General features: G+C 72.0%; 26 protein-coding genes. 8 read left to right on the forward strand and 18 right to left on the reverse strand.

Annotated elements, in window-relative coordinates; translation table 11 throughout:
- Positions 1-452: 452 nt before the first annotated feature.
- From AB0C15_RS09910 to AB0C15_RS09935, 6 genes are read right to left on the reverse strand one after another with little or no spacing between them, the layout of a single operon-like run.
- Positions 453-1,784, reverse strand: a complete 1,332-nt coding sequence (locus AB0C15_RS09910; RefSeq protein ID WP_357350848.1) for a glutamate mutase L — start codon at positions 1,782-1,784, stop codon at positions 453-455.
- Between the two features lie 32 nt (positions 1,785-1,816).
- On the reverse strand, positions 1,817-2,224 hold the full coding sequence (locus AB0C15_RS09915) for a hotdog domain-containing protein (RefSeq protein WP_357350581.1): 408 nt from the start codon (positions 2,222-2,224) through the stop codon (positions 1,817-1,819).
- The gene (locus tag AB0C15_RS09920; protein WP_357350583.1) at positions 2,221-3,006 is read right to left on the reverse strand and encodes an OAM dimerization domain-containing protein; all 786 of its coding nucleotides are present in this window, start codon (positions 3,004-3,006) and stop codon (positions 2,221-2,223) included. The genes AB0C15_RS09915 and AB0C15_RS09920 overlap by 4 nt, the downstream gene beginning before the upstream one ends.
- Positions 3,003-4,565, reverse strand: a complete 1,563-nt coding sequence (locus AB0C15_RS09925) for a lysine 5,6-aminomutase subunit alpha (protein ID WP_357350585.1) — start codon at positions 4,563-4,565, stop codon at positions 3,003-3,005. The genes AB0C15_RS09920 and AB0C15_RS09925 overlap by 4 nt, the downstream gene beginning before the upstream one ends.
- The gene (locus AB0C15_RS09930; RefSeq protein WP_357350587.1) at positions 4,562-6,127 is read right to left on the reverse strand and encodes an amidohydrolase; all 1,566 of its coding nucleotides are present in this window, start codon (positions 6,125-6,127) and stop codon (positions 4,562-4,564) included. The genes AB0C15_RS09925 and AB0C15_RS09930 overlap by 4 nt, the downstream gene beginning before the upstream one ends.
- 4 nt (positions 6,128-6,131) lie before the next feature.
- On the reverse strand, positions 6,132-7,193 hold the full coding sequence (locus tag AB0C15_RS09935; protein WP_357350589.1) for a zinc-binding alcohol dehydrogenase: 1,062 nt from the start codon (positions 7,191-7,193) through the stop codon (positions 6,132-6,134).
- A gap of 140 nt (positions 7,194-7,333) precedes the next feature.
- Between AB0C15_RS09935 and AB0C15_RS09940 the strand changes: the two genes are divergently transcribed.
- Positions 7,334-8,725, forward strand: a complete 1,392-nt coding sequence (locus AB0C15_RS09940; RefSeq protein ID WP_357350591.1) for a lysine 2,3-aminomutase — start codon at positions 7,334-7,336, stop codon at positions 8,723-8,725.
- Positions 8,726-8,778: 53 nt separating this feature from the next.
- Here AB0C15_RS09940 and AB0C15_RS09945 read toward each other — a convergent pair whose 3' ends face one another.
- The 5 genes from AB0C15_RS09945 to AB0C15_RS09965 all read right to left on the reverse strand — a co-directional run bounded on the left by AB0C15_RS09945 (position 8,779) and on the right by AB0C15_RS09965 (position 12,338).
- Positions 8,779-9,834, reverse strand: coding sequence for a hypothetical protein (locus AB0C15_RS09945; RefSeq protein ID WP_357350593.1), 1,056 nt, complete (start codon positions 9,832-9,834; stop codon positions 8,779-8,781).
- The gene (locus tag AB0C15_RS09950; protein ID WP_357350595.1) at positions 9,834-10,397 is read right to left on the reverse strand and encodes an RNA polymerase sigma factor; all 564 of its coding nucleotides are present in this window, start codon (positions 10,395-10,397) and stop codon (positions 9,834-9,836) included. Before AB0C15_RS09950 ends, AB0C15_RS09945 begins: the two co-directional genes overlap by 1 nt.
- A gap of 82 nt (positions 10,398-10,479) precedes the next feature.
- On the reverse strand, positions 10,480-11,223 hold the full coding sequence (locus tag AB0C15_RS09955) for a polysaccharide deacetylase family protein (protein ID WP_357350597.1): 744 nt from the start codon (positions 11,221-11,223) through the stop codon (positions 10,480-10,482).
- Positions 11,224-11,731: 508 nt separating this feature from the next.
- Positions 11,732-12,073, reverse strand: a complete 342-nt coding sequence (locus tag AB0C15_RS09960; protein WP_357350599.1) for a YnfA family protein — start codon at positions 12,071-12,073, stop codon at positions 11,732-11,734.
- A 70-nt stretch (positions 12,074-12,143) separates the two neighbouring features.
- The gene (locus AB0C15_RS09965) at positions 12,144-12,338 is read right to left on the reverse strand and encodes a CsbD family protein (protein WP_088989634.1); all 195 of its coding nucleotides are present in this window, start codon (positions 12,336-12,338) and stop codon (positions 12,144-12,146) included.
- Between the two features lie 147 nt (positions 12,339-12,485).
- Here AB0C15_RS09965 and AB0C15_RS09970 point away from each other — a divergent pair, with 147 nt between their 5' ends.
- Positions 12,486-13,097 (forward strand): histidine phosphatase family protein, encoded by a 612-nt coding sequence (locus AB0C15_RS09970; RefSeq protein ID WP_357350601.1) that lies wholly within the window; start codon positions 12,486-12,488, stop codon positions 13,095-13,097.
- On the opposite strand, the gene AB0C15_RS09975 is transcribed toward AB0C15_RS09970, so the two are convergent.
- The 3 genes from AB0C15_RS09975 to AB0C15_RS09985 form a co-directional block, all read right to left on the reverse strand.
- Positions 13,027-13,533 carry an Lrp/AsnC family transcriptional regulator gene (locus AB0C15_RS09975; RefSeq protein ID WP_357350603.1) on the reverse strand — a complete coding sequence of 169 codons (507 nt, stop codon included), beginning with the start codon at positions 13,531-13,533 and terminating at the stop codon, positions 13,027-13,029. The two genes, AB0C15_RS09970 and AB0C15_RS09975, sit on opposite strands and share 71 nt — an antisense overlap.
- A gap of 103 nt (positions 13,534-13,636) precedes the next feature.
- Positions 13,637-14,779, reverse strand: coding sequence for an acyl-CoA dehydrogenase family protein (locus AB0C15_RS09980; protein WP_357350605.1), 1,143 nt, complete (start codon positions 14,777-14,779; stop codon positions 13,637-13,639).
- On the reverse strand, positions 14,776-15,885 hold the full coding sequence (locus AB0C15_RS09985; RefSeq protein ID WP_357350609.1) for a Xaa-Pro peptidase family protein: 1,110 nt from the start codon (positions 15,883-15,885) through the stop codon (positions 14,776-14,778). The genes AB0C15_RS09980 and AB0C15_RS09985 overlap by 4 nt, the downstream gene beginning before the upstream one ends.
- A gap of 203 nt (positions 15,886-16,088) precedes the next feature.
- Between AB0C15_RS09985 and AB0C15_RS09990 the strand changes: the two genes are divergently transcribed.
- Positions 16,089-17,456: a glycosyl hydrolase family 18 protein gene (locus AB0C15_RS09990; protein ID WP_357350611.1), complete on the forward strand. Its 1,368-nt coding sequence runs from the start codon at positions 16,089-16,091 to the stop codon at positions 17,454-17,456.
- Positions 17,457-17,537: 81 nt separating this feature from the next.
- Here the strand turns inward: AB0C15_RS09990 and AB0C15_RS09995 are convergent, their stop codons facing one another.
- Complete coding sequence (locus tag AB0C15_RS09995; protein ID WP_357350613.1) at positions 17,538-18,425, reverse strand: winged helix-turn-helix transcriptional regulator; 888 nt, start codon at positions 18,423-18,425, stop codon at positions 17,538-17,540.
- 273 nt (positions 18,426-18,698) lie between these two features.
- Here AB0C15_RS09995 and AB0C15_RS10000 point away from each other — a divergent pair, with 273 nt between their 5' ends.
- The 3 genes from AB0C15_RS10000 to AB0C15_RS10010 all read left to right on the forward strand — a co-directional run bounded on the left by AB0C15_RS10000 (position 18,699) and on the right by AB0C15_RS10010 (position 21,274).
- The gene (locus AB0C15_RS10000; protein WP_357350615.1) at positions 18,699-18,926 is read left to right on the forward strand and encodes a hypothetical protein; all 228 of its coding nucleotides are present in this window, start codon (positions 18,699-18,701) and stop codon (positions 18,924-18,926) included.
- 58 nt (positions 18,927-18,984) lie between these two features.
- Positions 18,985-19,926 (forward strand): 5'-3' exonuclease, encoded by a 942-nt coding sequence (locus AB0C15_RS10005; protein ID WP_357350617.1) that lies wholly within the window; start codon positions 18,985-18,987, stop codon positions 19,924-19,926.
- Between the two features lie 91 nt (positions 19,927-20,017).
- Complete coding sequence (locus AB0C15_RS10010) at positions 20,018-21,274, forward strand: low temperature requirement protein A (RefSeq protein WP_357350619.1); 1,257 nt, start codon at positions 20,018-20,020, stop codon at positions 21,272-21,274.
- Positions 21,275-21,299: 25 nt separating this feature from the next.
- On the opposite strand, the gene AB0C15_RS10015 is transcribed toward AB0C15_RS10010, so the two are convergent.
- Complete coding sequence (locus AB0C15_RS10015; RefSeq protein ID WP_357350621.1) at positions 21,300-22,127, reverse strand: hypothetical protein; 828 nt, start codon at positions 22,125-22,127, stop codon at positions 21,300-21,302.
- 253 nt (positions 22,128-22,380) lie between these two features.
- Between AB0C15_RS10015 and AB0C15_RS10020 the strand changes: the two genes are divergently transcribed.
- Positions 22,381-22,587, forward strand: coding sequence for a hypothetical protein (locus AB0C15_RS10020; RefSeq protein WP_357350623.1), 207 nt, complete (start codon positions 22,381-22,383; stop codon positions 22,585-22,587).
- 196 nt (positions 22,588-22,783) lie between these two features.
- On the opposite strand, the gene AB0C15_RS10025 is transcribed toward AB0C15_RS10020, so the two are convergent.
- Complete coding sequence (locus AB0C15_RS10025; protein ID WP_357350624.1) at positions 22,784-23,023, reverse strand: winged helix-turn-helix transcriptional regulator; 240 nt, start codon at positions 23,021-23,023, stop codon at positions 22,784-22,786.
- Positions 23,024-23,133: 110 nt separating this feature from the next.
- On the opposite strand from AB0C15_RS10025, the gene AB0C15_RS10030 reads away from it, so the two are divergent.
- Positions 23,134-24,093, forward strand: a complete 960-nt coding sequence (locus AB0C15_RS10030; RefSeq protein WP_357350627.1) for a TIGR03557 family F420-dependent LLM class oxidoreductase — start codon at positions 23,134-23,136, stop codon at positions 24,091-24,093.
- Between the two features lie 125 nt (positions 24,094-24,218).
- On the opposite strand, the gene AB0C15_RS10035 is transcribed toward AB0C15_RS10030, so the two are convergent.
- Positions 24,219-25,733: a hypothetical protein gene (locus AB0C15_RS10035; protein WP_357350629.1), complete on the reverse strand. Its 1,515-nt coding sequence runs from the start codon at positions 25,731-25,733 to the stop codon at positions 24,219-24,221.
- Between the last annotated feature and the right edge of the window lie 110 nt (positions 25,734-25,843).

Genomic DNA, 25,843 nt, shown 5'->3' on the forward strand with positions numbered 1-25,843 from the left:
CCGCAAGGTCGGCGTGGGTGGGGTGGGGTGGGGTCGTGGGGGTGGGGTGGGGTGGGGTGGGGATGAAATCGGGGCGCGGCTTTCGCCGCGCCCCGATGCTCCCAGGCCCTTCCCGGCCGGTGTGGCGAGGATGGGGCACGACGACCTTCGGACCGACCGGACGTGGACTGGCTGCCCCCGCCGGGCCGTTGTCTACTGGCCGTGCACCTCACCCTGCCCGTACACCGGTAACCGCGGCCGGTTCGCGCCGCCCCGCCGACCCCCGCCCGCTGGACCTGGCCGCCGCGACGATGACGCTGAAAATGTCGCTCGGCCAGCGGACGAAGGGACGAAGCGAACAACAGCCGCTTCCCGTGGTAGGACTCAAAGACGGTACGTGCCGACCCCCGTCGGTTGTCAACCCGCGAACGGCCTGTCGTGTGTTGCGACACGGCGTGTCGGGTCGGCGCGTCTCAATACGTACCCAGATGGTGACGCAGCAGCGCCCGCGCGGCCACCGGATGCTCCTCGGCGAGCAGCCCTCCGGCGGCCAGCACGTAGTCGGCGTCGACGACCGCGGCGGCGGCACGCGGCAGCGCCCACCCGCCGGCGTGATCGGCCAGGACCGCCGTCAACACCTCCCCGGACACCTGCGCGGGCGCGTGCCGCAGCACCCCACCGGAGCCCACCAACAGCCGCACGTCGCGCAGGTCCCGCCCGGCCCGCTCCCCGGTGGCGGCCCCCCGGGCGTGCCGGCGCAGCGCCACCGTCGCGGCGAGGGTCGCGATGCGCCGGTCCACGGCCCGCTCCTCGTCGTCGTCGGCAAGCAACGCCGGGTCGGCCGCCCGGCGCGCCGCGGCGGCCGCCAGGTCATCGGCCTCGGCCGCCGACAGCAGCCGCTCCTCCACGGCGGCGCGCACCACCCCCGGGGCACTCCACCGCATGCCCAGGTCGCCCTCGACCGTGCGGGCCCGCCACAGAACGCCGGCGACCTCCCGACCCGGCCCGCTGGCCCGCTCGTCCGGCGTGAGCACCGAGTACACGTCGGTGGTGGCCCCACCCACGTCGACGACGGCCAGGTCACCACCGAGGGTGTCGGCGAGCACCTCCACACCGGTGAGCACCGCGTCGGGCGTCGCCGCCCGCACCAGTCGGGCGAACCGGGAACCCCTGGACAGTCGTTTACCACCGATGACGTGGCGCAGGAACACCGTCCGGATCGCCGCCCGCGCCGACGCCGGGGCGAGCACCCCGATGCGCGGCAGGACGTTATCCGCGTCGGTGACCGGCACCCCGGCGTCGCGCAGCAACCCGGTCACCTGGGCGCGGACGTCGGCGTTGCCCGCGTACACCACGGGTGTGCGCCAGCGGGCGCGGGCCAGGCGGGTCGCGTTGTGGGTGATGGTGTCGGTGTCGCCGCCGTCAGTGCCGCCGACGAGCAGCACCACGTCGCACCGGGCCGCCCGCAACGCCGTCAGGTCGGCCGCCCCGAGGCGACCGGCCGCCACGTGCACCACGTGCGCGCCGGCGGACAACCCGACCCGGCGGCCGGCCTGCGCGGTGACCAACGGCTCGTAGCCGACCACGGCCAGCCGCAGCCCACCACCGGCTGACGAGCACACGTACCAGGGCACGTCGGCGATCCCCAGCCCGGCGGTGGCCGCGGCGACCGCGGCGTCCAGGCCGTGCAGCACGTCGGTGCCCACCGTGGTGGGCGCCGCCGCCGCCCCGGCGAGGACACCGGCGGCCAGGTCCACCACCGCCACCTTCGTGTACGTGGAGCCGACGTCCGCGCAGACCGCCAGGGTCCCCGGCGTCCCCTGGTCGCGACCTTGGCTCACTCCTGGCGACTCAGGTCGGCGGCGGGGACGACCACGGTGCCGGTCGCGGTGACCGCCACGATCGGCGGGTCGAGGACCTCGGCGGCGGACGCGGAACGATCCGGGCGGCCCCGGCACACCACCGCGCAGCTCAACTCCAGGGTGCGGCTGCGGGTGCCCAGCCGCGCCACCCGCGCGGTCACCTCCACCACGTCCCCGGCGTGCACGGGCGCGTGGAACCGCACGTCGGCGTACCCGGCGAACAGGCCCTCGTCACCGTCGGTGCGGATGCACACCTCCGTGGCGACATCGCCGAACAACCCCAGGGCGTACGCCCCGTCGACCAGGTTCCCGGCGTAGTGGGCGTGCGAGTACGGCACATACCGCCGGTGCGTCACCGTCAACCCGAGCCGCGCGTCGGTCATGCCATCGCCTTCCGTTGGGTGATCAGAGCGTGCACGAGGTAGCTGGCCACCTCGCCGGGGGTGGTGCCCCGGCCAAAGATCCGGTCCACGCCCAACTCGTCGGTCATCGTCTCGTCGAACCGGGGACCACCGACGATCAGCAGCGGCCGTCTGCCCGCCGGCATGGCCTCCCGGAACGCCGCCGACATCTCCCGGGTGTTGTGCAGGTGCGCGTCGCGTTGGGTGACCACCTGCGACACCAGCACCGCGTCGGCCTTCTCCGCCCGGGCGGTCTCCACCAACTCCGGCACGCTGACCTGCGCACCCATGTTGGTGACCTTCAACTCCCGGTAGTACTCCAGGCCCTTCTCCCCCGCGATGCCCTTGACGTTCAGGATCGCGTCGATGCCCACGGTGTGCGCGTCGGTGCCGATGCACGCCCCGACCACGGACAGCTTGCGCCGCAACCGCTGCTTGATCACCGTGTTGACGTCCTTGGCCGACAGCAGGGCGAAGTCGCGCTCCACCACCTGCACCGCGCCCAGGTCGACCAGGTGGTTCACCCGCCCGTAGACGACGAAGAACGTGAACCCGTCGCCCATCGGTTTGGCGTGCACCACCATCGCCGGGTCGATGCCCATCTTGGCGGCCAACTGCACCGCCGCGCCCTCGGCCCGCTTGTCGTGCGACACCGGCAGGGTGAACGACACCTGCACCATCCCGTCGCCGGTGGTGTCCCCGTACGGCCGCACGATCTTCTTCGCGGCGGCAGCGGCGCTGTGCTGGCCGGTGCGCTCGCTCATGCCGCGTCCCCTTCCAGGATCTCGGTGGCCGGGTTGTAGTAGCCGGCCTCGTGCGCGGCCACCCCGGCCAGGCCCTTGCCCCGGTCGGCGGGCCGCTTCATGATCCCGAAGGTGCCCTCGGCGATCGCGCTGAGCAGCGTCTGCTCCCCGATGCGCTCCAACAGGTCCAGGGCCTCACCGAGGACCTGGTTGGCGCGGCGGCGGATGAACCCACCCGCCGCCGGCACGAAGTCCTCGTGCAACCCGCCGGCCGCACCCAACACGTACCGCACGTTCTGCAGGGCGATGTCCCGGTCGGACAGCCACGGCGTCACCACCGCCTCGGTCATCATCCCCACCAGCAGGATGCCCTGACCGGTAAGCGCCCCGGCCAGGTTGAAGAACCCGTCGAGCAGGTTGCCCCGGAACACGTCCCCGGTCATGTGCTTCGTCGGCGGCATCCACTTCAACGGCGCGTCCGGGAACAACTCCCGGGCCAACAGGGCGTGCGCCAACTCCAACCGGAACGACTCCGGCACCTCCGGGTTGATCTCGAACGCGTGCCCCAGGCCCAACTGCCAGTCCGCCAACCCCGCCTCGTGCGCGAAGAACTCGTTGAGCAACTGCGACACCGTCACCGTGTGCGCCTCGTCGACCGCGTCCGCGGTGGTCAGGTAGTTGTCCTCACCGGTGTTGATGATGATCCCGGCGCGGGCGTGCACCTGCCGGGAGAACCGCTGGTCGACGAACGTGCGCACCGGATTGATGTCACGGAACAGGATCCCGTACATCGAATCGTTCAACATCATGTCGAGGCGTTCCAACCCGGCCAGGGTCGCCATCTCCGGCATGCACAACCCGGACGCGTAGTTGGTCAACCGCACGTAGCGGCCCACCTCCTTCGACGACTCGTCCAACGCCGCCCGCATCAACCGGAAGTTCTCCTGCGTCGCGTACGTGCCGGCGAACCCCTCCCGGGTCGCGCCCTCGGGCACGTAGTCCAGCAACGACTGCCCGGTGGAACGGATCACCGCGATCACGTCCGCGCCGGCCCGCGCCGCCGCCTGCGCCTGCGGGATGTCCTCGTAGATGTCGCCGGTCGCCACGATCAGGTAGATCCACGGCCGCTGCGCCGGATCCCCGTGCCGCTTCACCAGGCGGTCCCGCTCGGCCCGCCGCCGGTCGATCCGCCGGATCCCCGCCCCGACCGCCCTGCGCGACGCCGACCGGGCCGCCGTCGCCGCCCGCCCGGTCGGCTGGGCGAACCGCACCGACCCGGCGGCGGCCTTCTGCGCCAGCAACGTCACATCCGTGCTGCCCTCGCGCACCAGGGCGTCGAACACCGGCACCGCCACCCCGTGCCCCAGACCGACGTCCGCGGCGACCGCGTCGACGAGCCGGTTCACCCACGGGATACCGTCCGGGTCCGCGCCGGTCACCCCGGCCAACCGCAGCACCGCCCGCTCCACCGACACGGTGGTGTGGCTGCGCGCCAGGTCCACCACCGGCTGCCCGGCCCGACGCGCCAACTCCCGCGCCCGCGCCACCAGCACCGGATCAAGATCGAGCTTCCCGGTCATGACGACCCTTCCTCATAGATGACCTCACCGCGCAGCACCAGGCGCCGGCACACCGGCAACGGCGTCGGGTCCCCCGGACCCCGCAGCTCCGGATCCTCGGCCTGCAACACCGGCAGACCCCGCTCCACCCCCGCCGGCGTCGACCACACCGCGAACGTCGCCGGCGCACCCAACGCCAGGACCCCCTCGACGTCCAGGTGCACCGCCCGCCACCCGCCCCGGGTGTGCGCCGCGAACGCCGACCGCACCCCCATCCGCTGCGCCGGGTTGTGGTGCGCCGCCGCCGCCCGCACCGACCCCCACGGATCCAACGGCGTCACCGGCGAATCCGACCCGAACGCCAACGCCACCCCCACCGAGTGCATCGCACCCATCGGGTTCGACTCCAACGACCGGTCCAACCCCAACCGCGCCTCGTACATCCGGCCCGCGCCGCCCCACAACCGGTCGAACGCCGGCTGCATGCTCGCCACCACCCCGTACTCCACGAACCGCGCGATCAACGCCTTGCTCATGATCTCCGCGTGCTCGATGCGGTGCCGGGCCGCGCGCACCCGCTCCAATCCCACCGTCTGCGCCGCCGCCGCGAACCCGTCCAGCACGGTGCCGATCGCGGCGTCACCGATCGCGTGGAAGCCGCCCTGCATCCCGTGCGCCGCACAGTCCACCAGGTGATCACGCACCTGCTCTGCCGTCAGGTACCCGTGCCCACAACCGTCGCCGTCGCCGTACGGCAGCGACACGTGCGCCGTCCGCGACCCCAACGCCCCGTCCGCGAACAGATCACCACCGGCGCCCACGGCCCCCAACTCCCGGGCCCGCGCCGCACCACCCAACTCACCCCAGTACCCGTACACCTCCGGCAACCCCGCACCGGAGATGCCCAACAGGCCGGTGAAGTCCTCCTCGTCGGAGATGTCCGGACCACCGCACTCGTGCACCGCCGCGATCCCCAGCGACGCCGCGTGCGACAGGGCCACCCGCTGCGCGGCGACCCGCTGCGCCCGACTCACCGAACCCTGCGCCGCCGCCCGCACCACATGGTGCGCGTCGCGCCGCAACCAGCCCGAGGAGTCGAAACCCGGCACGGCCGCCGCCTGCGGGCACACCGCCAACAGGGCCGACGACACCAACGCCGAGTGGATCGACGCCTGCGACAGATACACCCGCCGGCCACCGGCCGCCCGGTCCAGCGCCGACGCGTCCGGCAGGGCCGCATCCGGCCACGTCGACTCGTCCCACCCGTGCCCCAGCACCACCGCATCCGCCGGCAGGCCCGCCGCGAACCCCGCCACCGCGTCGAGCAACTGCCCGGCCGAGCGCACCCCGGACAGATCCAACCCGGACAACGCCAACCCGGTGTCGGTGGCGTGCACGTGCGCGTCCACGAACGCGGGCGTCACCAACGCCCCACCCAGATCCACCACCCGATCGGCCGGCGGCGCGTCACCGTCGGTCCCCAACCAGGCAATCCGCCCGCCGGACACCAGCAGCGCGGTGGCGCTCGGGTCGGCGGGGCAGTGCAGCACACCGCCGCGGTACAACGTCGAGGGGTTCGTCATGACCTCAGTCTGCCGCGACCCGCGCCGCGAACAGCTGACGCACCCCCGGCTCGGCCCGCAGCAGCCCCAACGCCATCTCCGCGTGCCCCGGCACGTACCCGTTGCCCACCAGCATCGTCACGTCCGCCGCCAACCCCTCCGCGCCCAACGCGGCCGCCGAGAAGCTCGTCGCCATCGAGAAGAAGATCACCGTGCCGCCGTCCGCGGTGGCCAGCACCGCCCCGTGCTCACACCCCGGCACGTCCACGCAGACCACGGTCACGTCCGCCGGCACACCCAGCGCGGTGGTCACCGCCGTGGACAACCCCACCGGGTCCCGCGCGTCGGCCACCGCCACCACCGACGCCAACCCGGCGGCCGTCAGCGCGTCGCGCTCCGCCGCCACCGGCACCACCCCGACGGTACGCGCGGCGCCCGCCCGCCGTGCCGCCGCGAGGGACAGCGACCCGCTCTTACCGGCCCCGCCGATCACCGCGACCCGCACCGGCGTCGGATCACCGCTGCGCCGACGATCCTCGACGTAACGCGACACCACCCGGGCGGTCAACGCCGGCGCCCCGCACACGTCTAGCACGGCGAGGGACAACTGCGGGTCCTCATCGGCGGGCAGCACGGCGGCGATGGACCGCGCGAACAGGATCGCCCACCCGTCACAGGGCACCTGCTCGCTGCGCCCATCCCAGCGCGCCAACCCGTCGGTGATCACCAACGGCGTCAGCGTCAACGACACCAGGGTGGCGACCCGCTGCCCGACCGCGAGCCCCAGCGGGGACCGCCGGCCGGCCTCCTCGACGGTGCCGATCAGCATCCCACCCGACCCGGTCACCGGGTTCTGCATCTTCCCCCGGGTCGAGATGATCTCCAACACCTCGGCGCGGACCGCGTCACCGTCACCGCCGTGCTTCTCCGACAACTGCCGGAAGCTCGCCGCGTCCAGGTTGAGCCGCTGCACCCGGATCCGCACCTCGTTCGGCGCGATGGCCGCCGACGCGTCCAGCCGCCAGGCCGCCTGCGGCAGCACCCCCGCCGGTTGTACGACGCGGTGCAGTCCCACCGGTGACGACACGCCAACCTCCCCTGCCCAGCCGCCCGAAGCCTCGGCCAAGGCTCGCGTAGCGGGAAAACTTACGGCAGACTAGTTTCTGTACCGGATATTTTCCAGTAGCCTTCGGGCCCGCCGATCAACAGCACCACCGAGGAGGGGCCGTGACCCAGACCATCCCGCAACCCCGTCACGCCCCGGTCGCCACACCGACCGCCGGGCAGCCCTACGAATACCACCGCCGCCCCCTGGTCGAACCCGACTGGACCCGCTTCCCCGGCTGGCGCCACGTCACCCGGGACCAGTGGGAATCCGCCCAGTGGCAACGCGTCAACTGCGTCAAGAACATCAAGCAGCTCCGCGCCGTCCTCGGTGACCTCGTCGACGAAAGCTTCTACGCCGACCTCGAGGCCGACCAGAAGGCCATGGCCACCATGTCCATGCTGGTGCCACCACAGATGATCAACACGATGGTGCCGTTCGCGCCCCTCACCACCGAGGCGCTGCTCGCCGACCCCATCCGCCGCTACATGATCCCCGTCGCCTCCGACCGACGCACCGACTGGCCCTCACACCCCTACGCCAGCCGCGACAGCCTCCACGAACACGACATGTGGGTCGCCGAAGGCCTCACCCACCGCTACCCCACCAAGGTCCTCGCCGAACTGCTCTCCACCTGCCCCCAGTACTGCGGGCACTGCACCCGGATGGACCTCGTCGGCAACTCCACCCCCGCCGTCGACAAACTCAAACTCACCCTCAAGCCCGTCGACCGCTACGACGCCCACATCGCCTACCTCAAGGCACACCCCGGCGTCCGCGACGTCGTCGTCTCCGGCGGCGACGTGGCAAACGTCCCCTGGCGCAACCTCGAGTCGTACCTCATGCGCCTGCTGGAACTGGAGACGGTCCGCGACATCCGGCTCGCCACCAAGGCCCTCATGGGCCTGCCCCAACACTGGCTGCAGCCCGACGTCGTCGAAGGCCTGGAGCGGGTGGCCCGCACCGCCGCCCGCCGCGGCGTCAACCTCGCCATCCACACCCACGTCAACCACGCCCAGTCACTCACCCCACTGGTCGCCAAGGCCGCCCAGACCGCCCTCGACGTCGGCGTCCGCGACGTCCGCAACCAGGGCGTCCTCATGCGCGGCGTCAACGCCACCACCCCGGAACTGCTCGACCTCTGCTTCGCCCTCCAGGGCGAAGCCGGGATCCTGCCGTACTACTTCTACATGTGCGACATGATCCCCAACGCTGAACACTGGCGCGTCCCGGTCTGGCACGCCCAACAACTCCAGCACGACATCATGGGCTACCTACCCGGCTACGCCACCCCCCGCATCGTCTGCGACGTGCCCTTCGTCGGCAAGCGCTGGGTGCACATGCTCACCGACTACGACCGTGAACGCGGCATCTCCTACTGGACGAAGAACTACCGCACCTCCATCGAATCGGCCGACCTGGAGGCGCTCAACAAGCGCTACGCCTACTACGACCCGATCGACACCCTGCCCGCCGACGGCCAGCAGTGGTGGAACGAGCACCGCGACGACTGACCCCACCGACGACGACACCCCCGGGACCTCCCCGGGGGTGTCGTCGTCCCCCGTCAGCGGCAGCCCAGCGCCTGCACGTACCCGGCCCGCACCGTCCCCGCCGCGACCTCGTCGGCGTACTCCCAGAACACCTCCGACCAGTCACCGGCCTTGTCCAGGTCCCGCAGCACCCGCCACCCGCGGCTGCCGCGCAACGCCTCGGTGGCCCGCCGCACCCCGGCCTCGTCCCCACTCGCCCGCGCCCGCTGCCACTCCGCGATCCACCCACAGCCCACCCGGGACGTCACCCCCACGCCGAACTGGTACGAGTCACTCACCCCGATCTCCTCCAACGCGGCAACGTCGAACCCCGGCGGCAGCGGCACATCGGCGAGCACCGTCGCCGCCCGCTCCCGCACCGGCATCACCATCTCCGCCGGAAGCACCGCCAACCACGTCCGCGCGTCCACCCGAACGACGTCCGCCAGAACCCGGTCCAGGTCCTTACGCGACCACTTCCCGGACGTCTTCATCTCGACGACCACGTTGTCGCGAGGACGCACCAGCACGGTGAAATCACCGCTGAGGCCCTGGAACACATCAGCCGGCCAACCGTCCACCCGTACCGACCTCGCAGGACCGTCAACGCGCTTATCGGAATACCGATCCGAGTACACGTACGCCGAATACCAGTTCATCTCCAGCTCCCGCTCACCCCGGCGAAACCTGACCGCGCCATGCTCCTCGGCGACGCCGTACAGGCCCGTCACCGTCCACCCCGCCCGATCGATCAGCAGCCGCGGATTCCTCTCCGCCGCCGCCATCGCCGTCGGCGAATAGACCGCTCGCGCGTCCGCAGTGACGATCGGAGACACCCCATCGCCCCCTGACTGCCCCCGCAGCACCATGGACGCCGGCACCACGGTCACGAGCACGGCAGCCGCCGCCACGAGGCCGGCGTAACGACTCATCCGAAACCGACGCGACACACCGACCAGACGCCCGGACGACGACTCCGACATGATCTCGACCAGGAGGGCCTGCTTCACCCCGCCGAAGTCCCCCATCACCCCGAGCCCACCCGGATCGGCATCCCGGACCAGCTGGTCGACCCGCTCCCCTGTCGTCATCAGCCCTCCTTACGGGTAGATGTAGTCAGCACGTCGAGTACATGTCCGGGCGGCCCGGGGTCGTCACCGACCAGCCCCCGCAACCGCGCCCGCGCCCGCGACAACCGGGTCCGGACCACCGCAGGACGCACCCCCAGGACCGCGGCCACCTCATGGGGCAGCAGCCCCTCCCAGACGGTCAGCATCAACACCTCCCGGTCCACCTCAGCCAGACCCGCCAGGGCTTTCCGAACAGCAAGCCGCTCGGGCACCTCACTGCCCGGGTCGGCAACCGCAACCACGATCTGCTGACGTAACCGCTCGCCCAGGCGCTGCCGGCGAACACCACCCCGGAGTTGGTTGGCCAACACCCGCCGAGCCACCCCGTACAGCCACAGCCGGGCCTCCCCAGCGACCGGGATGTCCCGCCGCCGACGCCACGCCACCAGGAAGGTCTCCGCGACGACATCCGCCGCATCCTCGGGATGCGCGACGCGCCGCAACGCGTACGCCAACAGCGACTCGAAATCCTCGGCGTACGCCCGCCGGAAGCGGTCCTCGTCATGCTCTGTCCCGGAGCTCACACCCACTCCATGTCCGGTGCGACTCCGAGCGTGACAGGCCAGGACGGCCGAGCCTCAGACCGCAGCCTTCAGACCGCGGCCCTCAGCCGGCGGTCAGCACCTCGGACAGCGGCGCTGGGACCAGCCCGCGCTCACGCAACCCCGCCAGGATGTGCGGCAACGCCTCATCGGTCATCGCCGCGTTCGCCTCGGTCACATGCATGATCACCACCGACCCGGGGCGAACATGGTCCAACACCGCCCGCACCAACGGCTTCCACGCCGTCGCGAACGGATCCCCGCTGACCACGTCACCATCGACCACCGTCACACCCAACGGCGCCAACGCGTCGAGCGCCGCCGCGTCATGGCACAACCCCGGGAACCGGAAGTACCGGGTCTGCCGACCCCCGTACGGCTCGATCACCTCGAACGTCTTCGCCACATCGCCGGCCAGCTCACCGACCGGCTGCCGGGGCAGGTCGTAACAGTTGGCGGTGAACGCCGCGTGCCCAAACGTGTGGTTGGCCAACTCGAAACGCGGATTGCCGGCGATCCGCCGGGTCACGTCCGGATACCGCTGCACCCACTTGCCGGTCAGGAAGAACGTCGCCGGCACCTGCTCCCGCTCCAGCAGGTCGAGGATGCGCAGGTTCGCGTACGACTTCACCTTCCCGGACCGCAGGCTGGCAAGCATCCCGTCGGTCATGTCCGCGTCGAAGGTCAACGCGACCCTGTTGCCGGTGCGCGGGCCGTGGTCCACCACCGGCGCCCTGGCCCCGGTCGGCGTTCCGCCCGGCACCGCGGCGACGCTCGGCGGCGACGAGACGCCACCCGACGGCACCACCGGAGAAACATCCGTCGACGGCGCCGTCGGAGAGGCCCCGGCCGACGAGGCACCGGTCGGGGTCGACGAGGCCGACGACCCGACGAAGACGGGCCGGTCCGGCGGTGGCACCCGAGATGCCGTGCACGCGGCACCGCCGACAACGGCCACCGCCGCGAGCACACCACACCACAACGGACGAAGCCGAGCGCGAATCACGCCGCCGATCATTCCAAACGCGAGCCACCCTCACTGCCCCGCCCTGTCCCCGCCCCCGCGCTCGGCCCCGCGCGCCGATCTTGCGCTTACGGTCGTCGGATTGACCGGGTTGTCCTAAATGCCGCAACAGAAAGTGCAAGATCGGCGCGCCGAGTCGCGGGCTGGAGGGCTTGGGCGTCGATCATGGAGTTGTGGTGCCTGGTTTGGGTTCTCCCAGGCGCTTTGTCCACCACCACAACTCCATGATCGACGGAGCGAAGCGGGTCGGGGCGGGTCGGGGCTAGGCGGGGCTAGGTGGGGTGGGGTGCGGTTACGCGGGGGCGCCGCGTGGGGCGTACATGATGACTGCTACGCCGAGTAGGCAGAGCGCCGCACCGGTCAGGTCCCAGCGGTCCGGGCGGAAGCCGTCCACCACCATCGCCCAACCCAGCGACCCGGCCACGAACACCCCGCCGTACGCGGCCAGGATCCGGCCGAAGTTCGCGTCCGGCTGAAACGTCGCGACGAAGCCGTAGCAGCCCAGCGCGACCACCCCCGCCGCGATCCACCACAGCCCGCGCTGCTCCCGCCAGCCCTGCCAGACCAGCCAGGCGCCGCCGATCTCGGCCAGCGCGGCAAGGGCGAACAACACCAGGGAGCGCAGTACGGTCACCGGCCGACAGTAGCCGCACACGACGGGTCCCCGGACGACGGTGCGCCCGGGGACCCGTGGACCGCGCAGGTCACTTGGTGAAGGAGTCCTTCACGTTGCGACCGGCGTCCTTGACGTTCTGACCGGCCTGCTTGGCGCGCGCGTCGCTCTGCTGGCTGGCGCCCTCGCCACGCATCCGCTCGTTGTCGGTCATGTCGCCGACGCGCTCCCTCGCGGCGCCGGCCATCTGCTCGACCTTGTTCTTTGCCTTCTCGGTGAAGCTCATCGCGCCTCCTCGGTCTGGCGGTTGTCCTGGCTCGTGTGCCCGGTCTGCGGGTGCCGAAACTGGCGGTGCCGGTCGGCACACCCTCTAAAGCGTCCTAGGAAGGTAGGTTGTAGGAAGGCTGACAGATGCCGGTGGTTAACTGACCGCATGGGAGAGCTCCTGCTGATCCGGCACGGCGAGACCACCTGGAGCGCCAGCCTGCGGCACACCTCGTACACCGATCTGGAGCTGACCCCCGACGGGGAGCGGCAGGCCCGCACCCTGGCCGCGTTCCTCGCCGGCCGGCGCTTCGTGACCGTGCTGGCCAGCCCCCGCTCCCGGGCGCTGCGCACCGCGCAACTGGCCGGGCTCACCGTCGACGGCGTCGACGAGGACCTCAGCGAGTGGAACTACGGCGAGTACGAGGGCCGCACCACCGTCGACATCCACGACGACGACCCGCACTGGAACATCTGGACCGACGGCTGCCCCGGCGGCGAGTCCCCCGCGCAGGTGGGCGACCGACTCGACCGGGTGCTGGCCCGCGTCACCCCACTGCTCGACCGGGGTACGGTCGCGCTGGTCGGGCACGCGCACAGCCTGCGCGTGCTCGGCGCCCGCTGGATCGGCCTGCCCCCGTCCGCGGGTGGGCGGCTACGCCTGGAGACCGCCACGGTCAGCGCGCTCGGTCACGAACACGGCCGGCAGGTCATTCTGCGGTGGAACCAGCCGGCTCCTCCGGCGCCCGGGACCGCGACCGACTCGGTGCCGCACCGCTGATCTTCGGGGGCCGGTTCTCGTACGGCGTGGACAACACCACTGTCGTCCGCGTCGTGACGTTCGCCGAGGTGCGAATCTCCTGGAGCACCCGCTCCAGGTCGGTGGGGCTGGCCACCCGCACCAGCAGCAGGTAGAAGTCCTCCCCCGCCACCGAGTAGCAGGAGTCGATCTCCGGCAGGTGGGCCAGCCGCTCCGGGGCGTCGTCCGGCTGCGACGGGTCGAACGGCCGGATCGCCACGAACGCGGTGAGCGGCAGCTCCAGCGCCTCGAACGACACCCGGGCGGCGTACCCCTTGATCACTCCGCGCTGCTCCAGCCGGCGGACCCGCTGGTGCACGGCGGACACCGACAGCCCCACCCGCTCGGCCAGGTCGGTGTACGACAGACGGCCGTCGGCGGTCAGCGCGGCGACGATAGCGCGGTCGATCTCCTCCACGGCGTGCAACCTACCGGGAAATCCGTCGTACGGCGACGACGTGTCCAGGTGGCGGGCCACGGCGGGCGCGCGGGCACCCACCGCGGCCCGCCACGTACCGTCGTCAGTCCTTCGCGAGGGCCCGCGAGATCACCATCCGCTGGATCTGGTTGGTGCCCTCGACGATCTGGAGCACCTTCGCCTCGCGCATGTACCGCTCCACCGGGTGGTCGGCCACGTAACCCGCCCCACCGAGCACCTGCACCGCGTCGGTGGTCACCCGCATCGCCATGTCGGTGGCGAAGAGCTTCGCCTTGGCCGCCTCGATCGAGTACGGACGGCCGGCGTCGCGCAGCCGGGCCGCCGCCAGGGTCAGCGCGCGGGCGGCGGAGATCTGGGTGGCCGCGTCGGCGAGCATGAACCCGAGGCCCTGGAAGTCGATGATGGAGCGGCCGAACTGCTGCCGCTCCCGGGCGTAGGAGACCGCGTAGTCCAGGGCGGCCTGGGCCAGCCCGACCGCGCACGCGGCGATGCCCAGCCGGCCGGAGTCCAGCGCGGACATGGCGATGGTGAAGCCCATCCCCTCGCCGCCGATGAGCCGGTCGGCCGGCACCCGCGCCTCGTCGAAGGCGATCTGCGCCACCGGGGAGGCGCGCAGCCCCATCGTCCGCTCGGCCGCCTGCGGGGTGATGCCGGCGGTGCCCGCGTCGGCGACCAGGCAGGAGATCCCCTTCGGACCGGGCCCACCGGTGCGGCAGAAGACGTTGTAGAAGTCGGCCGTCCGGGCGTGGGTGATCCACGCCTTGGTGCCGGAGACCAGGTACGCGTCGCCGTCGCGTTCCGCCCGGGTGGTCAGCGCCGCCGCGTCCGAGCCACCCTGCGGCTCGGAGAGGCAGTACGCGCCGAGCAACTCCCCGCCGAGCATGTCCGGCAGCAGCTTGCGCTGCTCGTCGCTGCCGAACGCCGCCACCGGGTAGCAGGACAGGGTGTGCACGCTGACCGCCTCGGCGACCGCGAGCCAGCGGCTGGCCAGGATCTCCAGCACCTGCAGGTACACCTCGTACGGCTGGGCCGCGCCGCCGTACTCCTCGGGGTAGGGCAGGCCGAGCAGGCCGGCCCGGCCGAGCGTACGCAGCACCTCGCGGGGGAACTCGGCGCGTTCCTCGAAGGCCGCGGCCTTCGGGGCCAGCTCGCCGTCGGCGAGCTCGGTGGCGAGACCCAGCAGGTCGTGGGCCTCGTCGGTGGGGAGGATCCGGTCGACAGTCATAGCGCGATGAGCTCCGTGGGGGTGGTGTTGAGCCGTTGCACGCCGTCTGTGGTGCAGACGACGATGTCCTCGATGCGGGCGCCGTGCCGGCCCGCCAGGTAGATGCCCGGTTCGATGGAGAACGCCATGCCGGCCTCCAGGGGCCGGTCGTTGCCGGACACCAGGTACGGCTCCTCGTGCCCGTCGAGACCGATGCCGTGGCCGGTGCGGTGCAGGAACTGCGGGCCGAAGCCGGCGGCGGCGATCGGCGCCCGGGCCGCGGCGTCGGCCGCCGCGCCGGTCAGGCCGGGTCGCACCGCCTCGACGGCGGCGCGCTGGGCGTCGCGCAGCACCGCGTAGTAGTCCAGGAAGTCGGCCGGTGCCGCTCCACCGGCCAGGTAGGTGCGGGTGCAGTCCGAGCGGTAGCCCGAGGGCATCGTGCCGCCGATGTCGACGACCACCGGCTCGCCGACGCCGATCGGTCGGTCGGAGGTGCCGTGGTGGGGGCTGGCGCCGTTCGGTCCGGCGGCCACGATGACGAAGTCGACGGTGACGTGCCCGGCGGCGCGGATCGCCGCGGCGATGTCGGTGGCGACCTCGGCCTCGGTGCGACCGGGGCGCAGCCACTCACCCATCCGCAGGTGCACCCCGTCGATTGCCGCGCCGGCCTCGGCGAGCGCCGCGGCCTCTGCCGGGGACTTGCGGATGCGTAGCTCGCGCAGCACCTCGGAGGCGAGCCGTTGCGCGGCGTCGGGCAGCGCCGCGCGTAGGGCGAGGACCTGCTCGGCCCACATCCGGTCGGCCAGGCCGACAGTCGCGACCGGGCCGTCGAGGGCGGCGACGACGAGGGGGTACGGGTCGGAGCCGTCGGGGTGGTCGACGATGCGTACCCCGGTGTTCGGGGCCGCCTCCGCCGCGGGCCGTTCCAGCCTGGGCACGATCAGTGTGGGCTCACCCTCGGCGGGCAGCACCAGGCAGGTCAGCCGCTCGCCCGCGTGGGCGTCGTACCCGGTCAGGTAGCGCAGGTCGGAGCCGGGTGTCAGCAGCAGGGCGTCCAGGCCGGCGGCGGCCGTGGCGCGCTGCGCGGCGACCAGTCGGTCCGGCGGATACAGCTCGTCGATTCCCACCCCGCCAGCTTAACGGTCGTTTGGTCAAACCCCCCATTGGCATCGACTCGGCAGAAATCCACTGATGTTGATTGACTCTGACAGTTAACACTCTTTAAGATTTGGCTGCCTCGAGGCCCCACCCGTTCCTGCGTCCCGCACCTCCCCGCCCGCGACAACCCTGCGTGGGCGGGCGTCGTCCCCCGCCCACGGGAAGGCCCCCGATGTCCTCACCACTGCGCCGCGCCCTCGCCGCCGGCCTCCTCGCGCTGGCCACCGCCGCCGCCACCCTCACCGTCACCACCACCGCCGCACAGGCCGTGGTGCTGCCGAACAACTTCAAGAGCGTCGGCTACATGCCCTCCTGGGCCGGCAACATCAACGCCATCCAGTACAACAAGCTGACCCACATCAACTACGCCTTCATCCTGCCCAACAGCAACGGCAGCCTCCAGGGCGTCGACGGAGCGCGGCTCTCCTCGCTGGTGTCGCAGGGGCACGCCAACAACGTCAAGGTGTCGATCGCGGTCGGCGGCTGGAACGACGGCAACGACTCGGCCTTCGAGGCGCTCGCCGCCAACGCCACCAGCCGGACGAACTTCGTCAACAACCTGGTCAACTTCGTCAACCAGTACAACCTCGACGGCGTCGACATGGACTGGGAGTATCCCGACCCGGGCGCATCGGCCAACAACTACACGACGCTGATGACGCAGCTCGGTAGCGCGCTGCGCAGCCGCGGCAAGCTCCTCACCGCCGCCGTGGTCTCCGAGGGCTACTACCTCGACGGCGTCCAGCCCGCCGTGTTCAACCAGGTCGACTGGCTCAACATCATGGCGTACGACGGCGGTAACCCGCACGCCGGCTACGACTGGTCGATCAACAGCATCAACGGGTGGAAGGCCCGCGGCCTGCCGGCCAGCAAGGCCGTCCTCGGCATCCCCTTCTACAGCCGCCCCGGCTACTACACGTACTCGGCGCTGGTGGGCATGGACCCGGCGAACGCCAACCGGGACTGCGCCACCATCGGCGGCGCGCAGCAGTGCTGGAACGGCATCCCGACGGTCAAGCGCAAGACGCAGTGGGCGCTGGCCAACGCCGGCGGCGTGATGAACTGGGAGCTGACCCAGGACACCACCGGCTCCACCTCACTGCTCAGCGCCATGTACGACACCATCATGGGCGGCACCACCCCGCCGCCGACCGGTCGTACCGGCCGGATCACCGGCATCGGCGGCAAGTGCGTCGACGTGGCCTCGGCCAGCACCGCCAACGGTGCCGCCATCCAGATCTGGACCTGCAACGGCACCAACGCCCAGACCTGGACGGTGGCCAGCGACAGCACGCTGCGCGCCCTCGGCAAGTGCGCCGACATCACCAGCGGCTCGACCGCCAACGGCGCGAAGGTCCAGCTCTGGGACTGCAACGGCAGCGGCGCCCAGGTCTGGCAGGCGCAGTCCAACGGGACGCTGCGCAACCCGCAGTCGAACAAGTGCCTCGACGTCACCGACAACACCTCCGCCGACGGCGCCCGGCTGCAGATCTGGGACTGCTTCGCCGGCGCCAACCAGCGCTGGACGCTGCCCGCCTGACACAGGGGCCCGCAGGCTCCCCGACCCCACCGGGTCTCGGGAGCAGCCGGCTCACCGGAGCCCCCGGTCGACGCGAACGCGTCAGCCGGGGGTTCCGGCGTGCTCGCGCACCAGGGTGAGCATCTCCTGCACCGAACCGGCCGGGTCGGTGACCGGGAACTGCACGGCCCGCACCACCGCCGTCGGGTCGAGCAGCAGCGTCAGCCGCTTGAACCGGGTCACCCCGCCCGCCCGGAACACCGGCAGCGACAAGCCCGCCCCCAACCGACCGTCCACGTCGGACAGCAGCGGAAACGGCAGTTCGGCGTACGCGGTGAAGTCGGCGAGTTGGTCGGGCCGCTGGGTGCTGACGCCGTACACCCGGGCACCGGCGGCCGCGAAGTCGGGATGACGCTTGGCGTAGGTGGTCGACTCCAGGGTGCAGCCCCGGGCACCGGGGATCTCCGCCCACCCGGGCGGGTGGTCGTGCGCCTGGGGCGCGTACGCCCCGGGGAACAGGTAGAGGACCGTCCAGGCACCCGTCGCGGCCACCGCCACCGGCTGCCCGTCGGCGGCGGGCAGGACGACCTCGGGCAACCGCCGGCCGACCAGGTCGTGCACCCGGCGCGCCTCGGCCGAGCCGGCGTCGGCCGTCGCGGTCACCTCACCGTCACCCACGAGATGTCTCGTCCCCCATTCCTGCAACGCGACCAGCACCGGCAACAGCCCCTCGCCCCTGGCGGTGAGCAGGTAGTCGTACCGGGGAGGGTGTCGCGAATACGGTCGGCGCTCCAGCACACCGTGCTCGACGAGCGCGCCGAGGCGCTCGGTCAGCGCCCGACGGCTGACGCCCAGCTCACGCTGGAGCGCGTCGAAGCGGGTCGTCCCGCCGGCGACGTCCCGCACGATGAGGAACGTCCACCAGTCCCCCAGCACGCCAAGCGCCTGCGCGATGCCGCAGTCCGCATCAGCAAGATCTTCTCGCCGCACCGGCTACCTCCGTCGGTCCCGCCTCGACTATAGTCCGTTCCAGGTTGGAACGCACTTGCCCGACGAAACGGGGGACGGCGACACGCGCGTCGACGTACGGGCGGGGGTGTTCTGGCGCTGGTCGGCCGCCGGCACGACGAGCATGGTCGGGTCGGCGGTCGGCGCGGTGGCCCTGCCACTTACCGCGCCGTCGTTTCCCGGCCCGGCGCGTCCCCGCGGCCCTAGCCTGGAATCGGGTCGTCCGCGCGGGCGCACCCGACCGGGAGGACCGACGTGGCAACGAACCAGGCGAACCGGGCGGCGACCCGCCGCCGCCGTCAACTGTGGGCCGGAGTCCTCGCACTCGTCGGCCTGGTCCTGCTCATCATCGGCGTCACCGTCGCCGACGGCGTCGCCGCCTGGGTCGAGGTGGTGGTCGCCATCCTGCTGCTGGTGACCAGCTACGTCGTGCAGCACCTGGCCCGGCGGGAGACCGTCTACCAGCACGACGAGCGCCGCTGACACCACCGACGGCCGGGCGTACGCCAGATCGTCGGACGGTTGTGCCAGGCTGTCCGGCGTGGCACACCGACCCCCGATCCTGCTGATCGACGCAGCCAGCCTCTACTTCCGGGCCTACTTCGGCATCCCGGAGTCCGCCGCCAGGGCCGAGGACGGCACCCCGGTCAACGCGGTGCGCGGCTTCCTCGACATGCTCGCCACCCTGATCCGGGTGCGGGGCGCCGACCGGATGGTCTGCGCACTCGACCACGACTGGCGCCCGGCGTGGCGGGTCGACCTGCTGCCGTCGTACAAGGCGCACCGGGTCGCACCGCAGGGCGGCGAGATCGTTCCGGACACCCTCTCCCCCCAGGTCCCGATGATCCTGGAGGTCCTCGCGGCGGTGGGCATCACCGCCGTCGGCGCGACCGGCTACGAGGCCGACGACGTGCTCGGCACCCTCTCGGTGACCCAGCCGGGCCCGGTCGAGGTGGTCTCCGGCGACCGCGACCTGTTCCAGCTCATCGACGACGCCCGACAGGTCCGGCTGCTCTACGTCGGGCGCGGCGTCGCCAAGCTCGACGACTGCGACGACGCCGCGGTGCGGGCCCGCTACGGCGTGCCGGCCGACCGCTACGCCGACTTCGCCGCGCTCCGTGGCGACCCGAGCGACGGGTTGCCCGGGGTGGCGGGCGTCGGGGAGAAGACCGCCGCCCGGCTGATCGAGCGGTACGGCAGCATCGCCGGCATCCTGGCCGCGCTCGACGACTCCGACTCGTCCTTCGCACCGGGCCTGCGCACCAAGCTGGCCGCGGCGCGCGACTACCTGGGCGTCGCGCCGACGGTGGTCCGGGTCGCCCTCGACGTGCCCCTGCCCGAGCTGCCCACCGCGCTGCCGAACGCCCCCGCCGACCCCGACCGCCTGCTCGACCTCGCCCAACGGTGGAACCTGGCCGGGTCCGCCCGTCGCCTCGTCGACGCCCTCGCCGCCCCCCGCGCAGACGGGCAACCGCCGACGTAACCACCCCCAAACGCGAGCCGACCGACCCGGTCGGGGGAAGCCGGGACGAACACGGGGTCCCGCGGTCGACCGCTCGTTACCGTCCGGGGAGGTGGACCGGCCAGGTCCGTCGAGTCGAGCGGTTCCGCAGGAGTATCCCGTGCACCTCGCCGCGCCGGAGCCCGGATCGCCGCAGGCCAGCGGTCCGCCGGTACGCGACCCGGAGGGCTCGCGCCGGGTCACCCTCCTCGAACTCTTCTTCGACCTGGTGTACGTGGTCGCCCTGGCCCTCATCACCCGGGGCCTGGTCGACCAGCTCGACTGGCGCCGGGCCGCCGAAGCACTGATCATGCTTGCCGCCGTCTGGTGGACCTGGACGATCACCACGCTCGTCACCGACCTGTACAACCCGGAACGCACCGAGATCAAGCTGCTGATCAGCGCCGTGATGTTCGGCGCGCTGCTGATGACCACGGCCATCCCGGAGGCGTTCAACGACCGGGGGCTGGTCTTCGCCGGCACGTACGTCGCGATCCACCTGGGACGCGGGCTGTTCCTGATGCCCGCGGTACGCCGCGAACCGCAGACCCAGCGTCGGGCGGCCCGCATCTTCCTCTGGTTCGCGGTCTCGGCGGTCCCCTGGCTGATCGGTGCATTCGTCAGCGGGAACGCCCGCATCGTCTGCTGGGCCGTCGCCCTCGCCATCGACTACCTCGGCTTCCGGCTCGCGTACCCGGTGCCCGGGCTCGGGGTCGTGCCGGAGAAACAGCGCAACGTCACCGCGGAGCACCTCTCCGAGCGCTACCAACAGTTCTTCATCATCGCGCTCGGTGACGCCATCCTGACGATCGGCACCATGTTCAGCATGGAGCACAGCGAGGCCCAGAACATCGGGGCGTTCGCGGTGGCGTTCCTGACCACCCTGCTGCTCTGGCGGATCTACGTGCACAAGTCCGGCGAGCTGCTGCCGACCGCCATCAAGGCGGCCCAGTCACCCGGCAAGTTCCTGTTCAGCGCGCCGTACACCCACCTGCTGATGATCGCCGGTGTGGTCACCACGGCCTCCGGCTTCGACCTGGTGCTGCACGAACCGACCGGACGCACCCCACCGTCGTGGCTGGCGGTGATCCTCGGCGGCCCGGCGCTCTTCCTGGCCGGCCGGGCCTCCTTCGAGTACGAGGTGTTCAGCCGGGTGTCGTGGTCCCGCCCCGGCGGCGTGCTGGCGCTCCTGACCATCGCCCCGGCCCTGCTGTACCTACCGCCGCTGTTGGCCTCCGTCGGCGGGCTGCTGGTGCTGGCCGGCGTGGCCTACGCGGACTTTCGGCGTAGCCACGGCAAGCCGCCGGAGATCCCGTCACCGCCGCACTGAGCCCGACACCCGCGGGGTGAGCCGGCTACACCAGCGCCCCGGCGTACCCCCGCACCCGCAGGCGGTGCCGGGCGGTGCCCGCCAGACGCACCTGCAGGCCCAGCGGCGCGGCGGCCCGGCGGACGTCGTCCAGGTGCAGCGAGCCGTGCCGGTCCACGGTGAGCACCGGCGGTTCCTCGAGGTCACCCTCCGGGGCGTGGAACGAGAGCAGGGTCACCGACGTGGCGAGGTAGCCCGGGTATGCGGCCCGGGCCGCCGCCTCGTCCCGGTGGACCAGCACCACCAGATCGTCGAGGTGGGCGAAGTCGGCGGCCAGCGCACCCGCCTTCCAGTGCGCCGGTTCCTCCGCCGCACCGGTGAGGTGCCGGGACCGGTTCGCCGAGGTGATGTACAGGTGATCCGTACCGCTCTCGGCGAGCGCCCGCTCGAAGAAGTCGTTGGACGGGCAGGTCAGACCCGGAGCGATCACCTGGGTGGTCCGCAACCCCTTGTCGACCTGGGTGAGGTGCTCGGGGAGCCGATCCGCCGCAGGCCCGCGGAAGCCGAACGGCCCGGCCCCGTAGAGCGCGTCCATCAGCGCCCGCACCCGACCGACAGGCAACCGCGGCGAGATCCGGGTCCAGTCGAACATCCCCGGGATCCGGCCGATCGCGGTGGTGATGCTGCCGACCTGGTGGACCGGTCGCCCCTTGGCCAGGTTGACCCGGCCCACGACGGCCGCGTCGGGGCGCGCCACGATGACGTAGAAGTTGGCGAACGCCGCCGCGACGACCGCGCCGCCCGCCAGCGCGCGGGCCGCGACCGCGACGTCCTCGGGGCGGTCGATGTACAGGGGCGATGACGGGGCGTCCATGAGTCCTCCTCGACGGGGCCGTGAGGCAGTTCTACGTCCACCGACCCGGATGACGGCGAGGTCGGTCGTCGATCCGATAGCCGACAGGTGCGACCCGGTGCGGGCGGCGGATGCCCGAGCGGTACACAACGGCGGGCCCCATCGGCCGGACGGAGGATCCGGCGGGAGGTCGTAGCACGCAACCGTTAGCCGAGTGACCCGATTGGGTACAACGGCTGCACCTCAGATCCACCACATACCTCAGGAGGCAGCGATGCGCGGCAGCTCGATTCTCGGAGTCATCGTCGTGATCTGGTTGGTGATCGGCGCGATCGCCGCCGGCCAGCGCGGTTACTACAGCGGCGACGACACCAACTGCGCCGAGGCCGGCACCATCCTGGTCACCATCGTGGCCGGGCCGCTGAACTACATCGGCGCCAACCCGAAGATCGACTGCAAGCTGCCCGAGCCCTCCAAGTAGGACCACGGACGGACGTGGGGGCGGGGGGGGCCGCCGGCGGGGCGCGGGGCGCCGGCGCGGGGGGGGGGGGGGGCGGGCCGGGCGGACCGCCGGCCGCGCGCCGCCCCCCCCCCCCCCCCCCCCCCACCAGGCCGCCCGGCCGGCCCGGCCCCCCCCACGGGGGGCCCAGGGCCCGACGTGGTTCGGTGCGGACCGTTCAGGAGCGCCAACCGGACGACCGGCCGCGGCCCCAGTCGGCCAGCGGCTCGAGGGCCTCGTTGAGGCGCCTGCCGTCCTCGGTCAACGAGTACTCCACCCGGGGCGGCACCTCGTCGTAGGAGACCCGGTGCACGACGCCGTCCGCCTCTATCTCCCTCAGGTGCGAGGCAGGCACCTTCTCGGTGATCCCCGGAAGCAGTCGCCGCAGCGGTGACCTGACTCTGAGTCGGCGCCGCACACCCCGTATGGCATCCTAGGAGGCTGGTTTGCCGCCTCGGCGGCGTTTGTCCGCGCGGAGGTCGGGAACCGCCGCTGCCTCGGTCAGCGAACGACGTCGGGAGCGTGCTCATGCAGATCGGCTACAAGCTGGCCTCGGAGGGGTACGGCCCGCAGGAGATCATCCGACAGGCCGTCCTGGCCGAGCGGGCCGGCTTCGACTTCGTCGAGATGAGCGACCACTTCCACCCCTGGCTGGACGCACAGGGGCACTCGTCCTTCACCTGGAGCGTGCTCGGCGCCATCGCGGCCAGGACGAGCACCCTGGGCCTGGCCACCGGTGTCACCTGCCCGACGGTCCGCTACCACCCGGCGATCATCGCGCAGGCAGCCGCGACCATGGCGCTGATCTCCGACGGCCGGTTCACCCTCGGGGTGGGTGCCGGGGAGCGGCTCAACGAGCACGTGGTCGGGCAGGGCTTCCCCAGTGTGCGGGGCCGACACGAGCGACTTCGCGAGGCGCTGCAGATCATCCGGCTGCTCTGGCAGGGCGGCTACCAGTCGTACGAGGGTCGGCACCTGCAACTGGAGGACGCCCGGGTCTTCGACCTGCCGGACACCCCGCCGGTGATCGCGGTGGCGGCCAGCGGCGAGGTCTCGGCGCGGCTCGCCGCCGAGTTGGGTGACGGCCTGTTCGCCACCGAACCGGACGCGTCGATCGTCGACCACTACCGACGCGCACAGGGCTCGGGCCCGCGCTACGCCGAGGTGCCCCTGGCCTGGGCCACCGACGAGCAGCAGGCGGTGCAGGCGGCGTTGCAGACGAGCCGCTGGCTGGTCACCGGCTGGAAGGTGATGAGCGAACTGCCGAACCCGGTCAACTTCGACGCGGCCAGCGCACACGTCGAGGAGAAGCACATCCGGCACCTCTTCGCCGTCGGCCCGGACCCGGAACCGCACGTCGCCAAGGTCCGGTCGTACGTCGAGGCCGGCTTCGACCACATCGTCCTGCAGAACGCCGGCCCCGACCCGGACGGCTTCCTCGACTTCTTCGCCGGCGACCTCTGCGCTCGCCTGCGCGCGGTGGGTTGACGCCAGCCCGTCGACCAGGCGCGGCTCAAGGACGTCGACAGCGCACCGCCCGCCCGGAGGATCGTCCGGGCGGGCGGTGCGCTCAGGATGGCGCGCTCAGGATGGCGAGGTACGCCTGTCGACGCTCAGCGGAAGCAGTGCGCGATCGGCACCTGGCTGCCCTCGCAGTTGGTCGGCTCGTTCTCCACCACCACGCTCTCATCGTCGATCTTGACCTGGGCGTGGGAGGCGAAGAGACCGCCGGGCTTCAGCGTCGACGCGTTGTGGGTGACCTTGCTGGTGTAGATCGCCACCGAGCCCGCGGTGGCGTAGATGCCGCCACCCTTGGACGCGGCGCCGACCGCCTCGTTACCGGTCACGTCACTGCCGCGGACCAGCAGGTTCGCCTTCTCGGCGTAGATGCCCGCCCCGAGGCCGTGGGTGGTGTTCCCCTCGACCACGCTGTCGTCGAGCGGCGTCAGACCCTTCACCGTCGAGATGCCGCCGCCGTTGAGTGTGGACGTGTTGCCGCGGATGGTCATGGTGCGCATCACCAGCACCGCGTCGGAGTTGGCGGCGCCGCCGCCGACCTGCGCGGTGTTGTTCAGCAGCTCGGTGTCGGAGACCTTCGTCCGGGCCGAGAAGCTGGCCAGACCGCCACCCTGGGTGGCGCTGTTGTGGGTGAAGGAGACGCTCTCCACGTCGGCGGCACCACGGTAGTTGCCGAGTCCACCGCCGTACGCGTTGGCGCTGTTGCGGTGGAACTCGGAGCGCTTCAGCGTCAGTACGCCACCGTTGAGCAGGCCCCCGCCCTTGCCCGCGGCGCCGGAGGCGCTGTTGCCGACGAACGTGGAGTCGGTGACCACCATGTTGCCGTCGTTGAAGATGCCGCCACCGCCGCCCTCGGGTGACAGCGACGTGCTCTGCGAGACGGTGACCCGTTCCACCACGGCGGTGGCGCCGTGCACCACGTGCACGCTGCCGCCCTCGATGGCGGAGCGACCGTTGTGCAGTTCCACGTCCCGCAGGGTCAGCTCGCCGCCGTCGCGGACCGTGAAGAAGCGGAAGGCCGCCGCCTGGGCGTCCCGGGCGATGGTGGCGCCCGCACCGTTGATCGTGATGGCCTGGTAGATCACCGGCAGGCCGGCGGTGTCGTCGGCCGGGTTGTGCGGCGGCGCCTCGGCGTCCCCGGGGGTCTCCGCCGCGTCGGCGGCCTCCCGGGCATCCCGGATGCCGCCGTCGTACTGGTCGGTCTCGTGGAACGCCTCGGTGAGGGTGTAGCGGCACTTGGGTGCGAGGCGGAGTTCCCCGCCGCCCTCGGCATTGGCCGTGACCAACGCGGCCACCAGCTTCGCGGCGTCGCACGGCACCGACACCACGCCCTTCTTGCCGGTGCCCGGGGTGGTGGGGCGGGCCCGCTCGCCGTCGCGCTCGTCGGGGGTCGCGGGCCGGTCGCGGTCGCGGCGCTCGTCGTCACCGCCGGTCGCCGCGGTCAGCCGGCCCAGCCCGGGGAGGGCGAGGGCGCGGTCGGCGGCGGCGGCGACGCCGGCCACACCGGCCGCTCCCACGACCAGGCTCCCCGCCAGCAAGCCGCTGGCTAAGAACCACCGGGACCGCCGTCTGGGTCGCGCCGCGCGGTCTCCCTCTCGGTACGTGGACATCAACGGTGCCTACCTTCCTGGCTGTTTGACGTGACCGCGCCGATCCGGGCGCGGGGGGCGCGACGTGCTCGCCGGCCACCAAACGTCACCATAGGTCCGCAATACGGACA

Origin of the sequence: Micromonospora sp. NPDC048835, from assembly GCF_040649995.1 — a bacterium.
In the GTDB taxonomy this organism is placed as follows: domain Bacteria; phylum Actinomycetota; class Actinomycetes; order Mycobacteriales; family Micromonosporaceae; genus Micromonospora.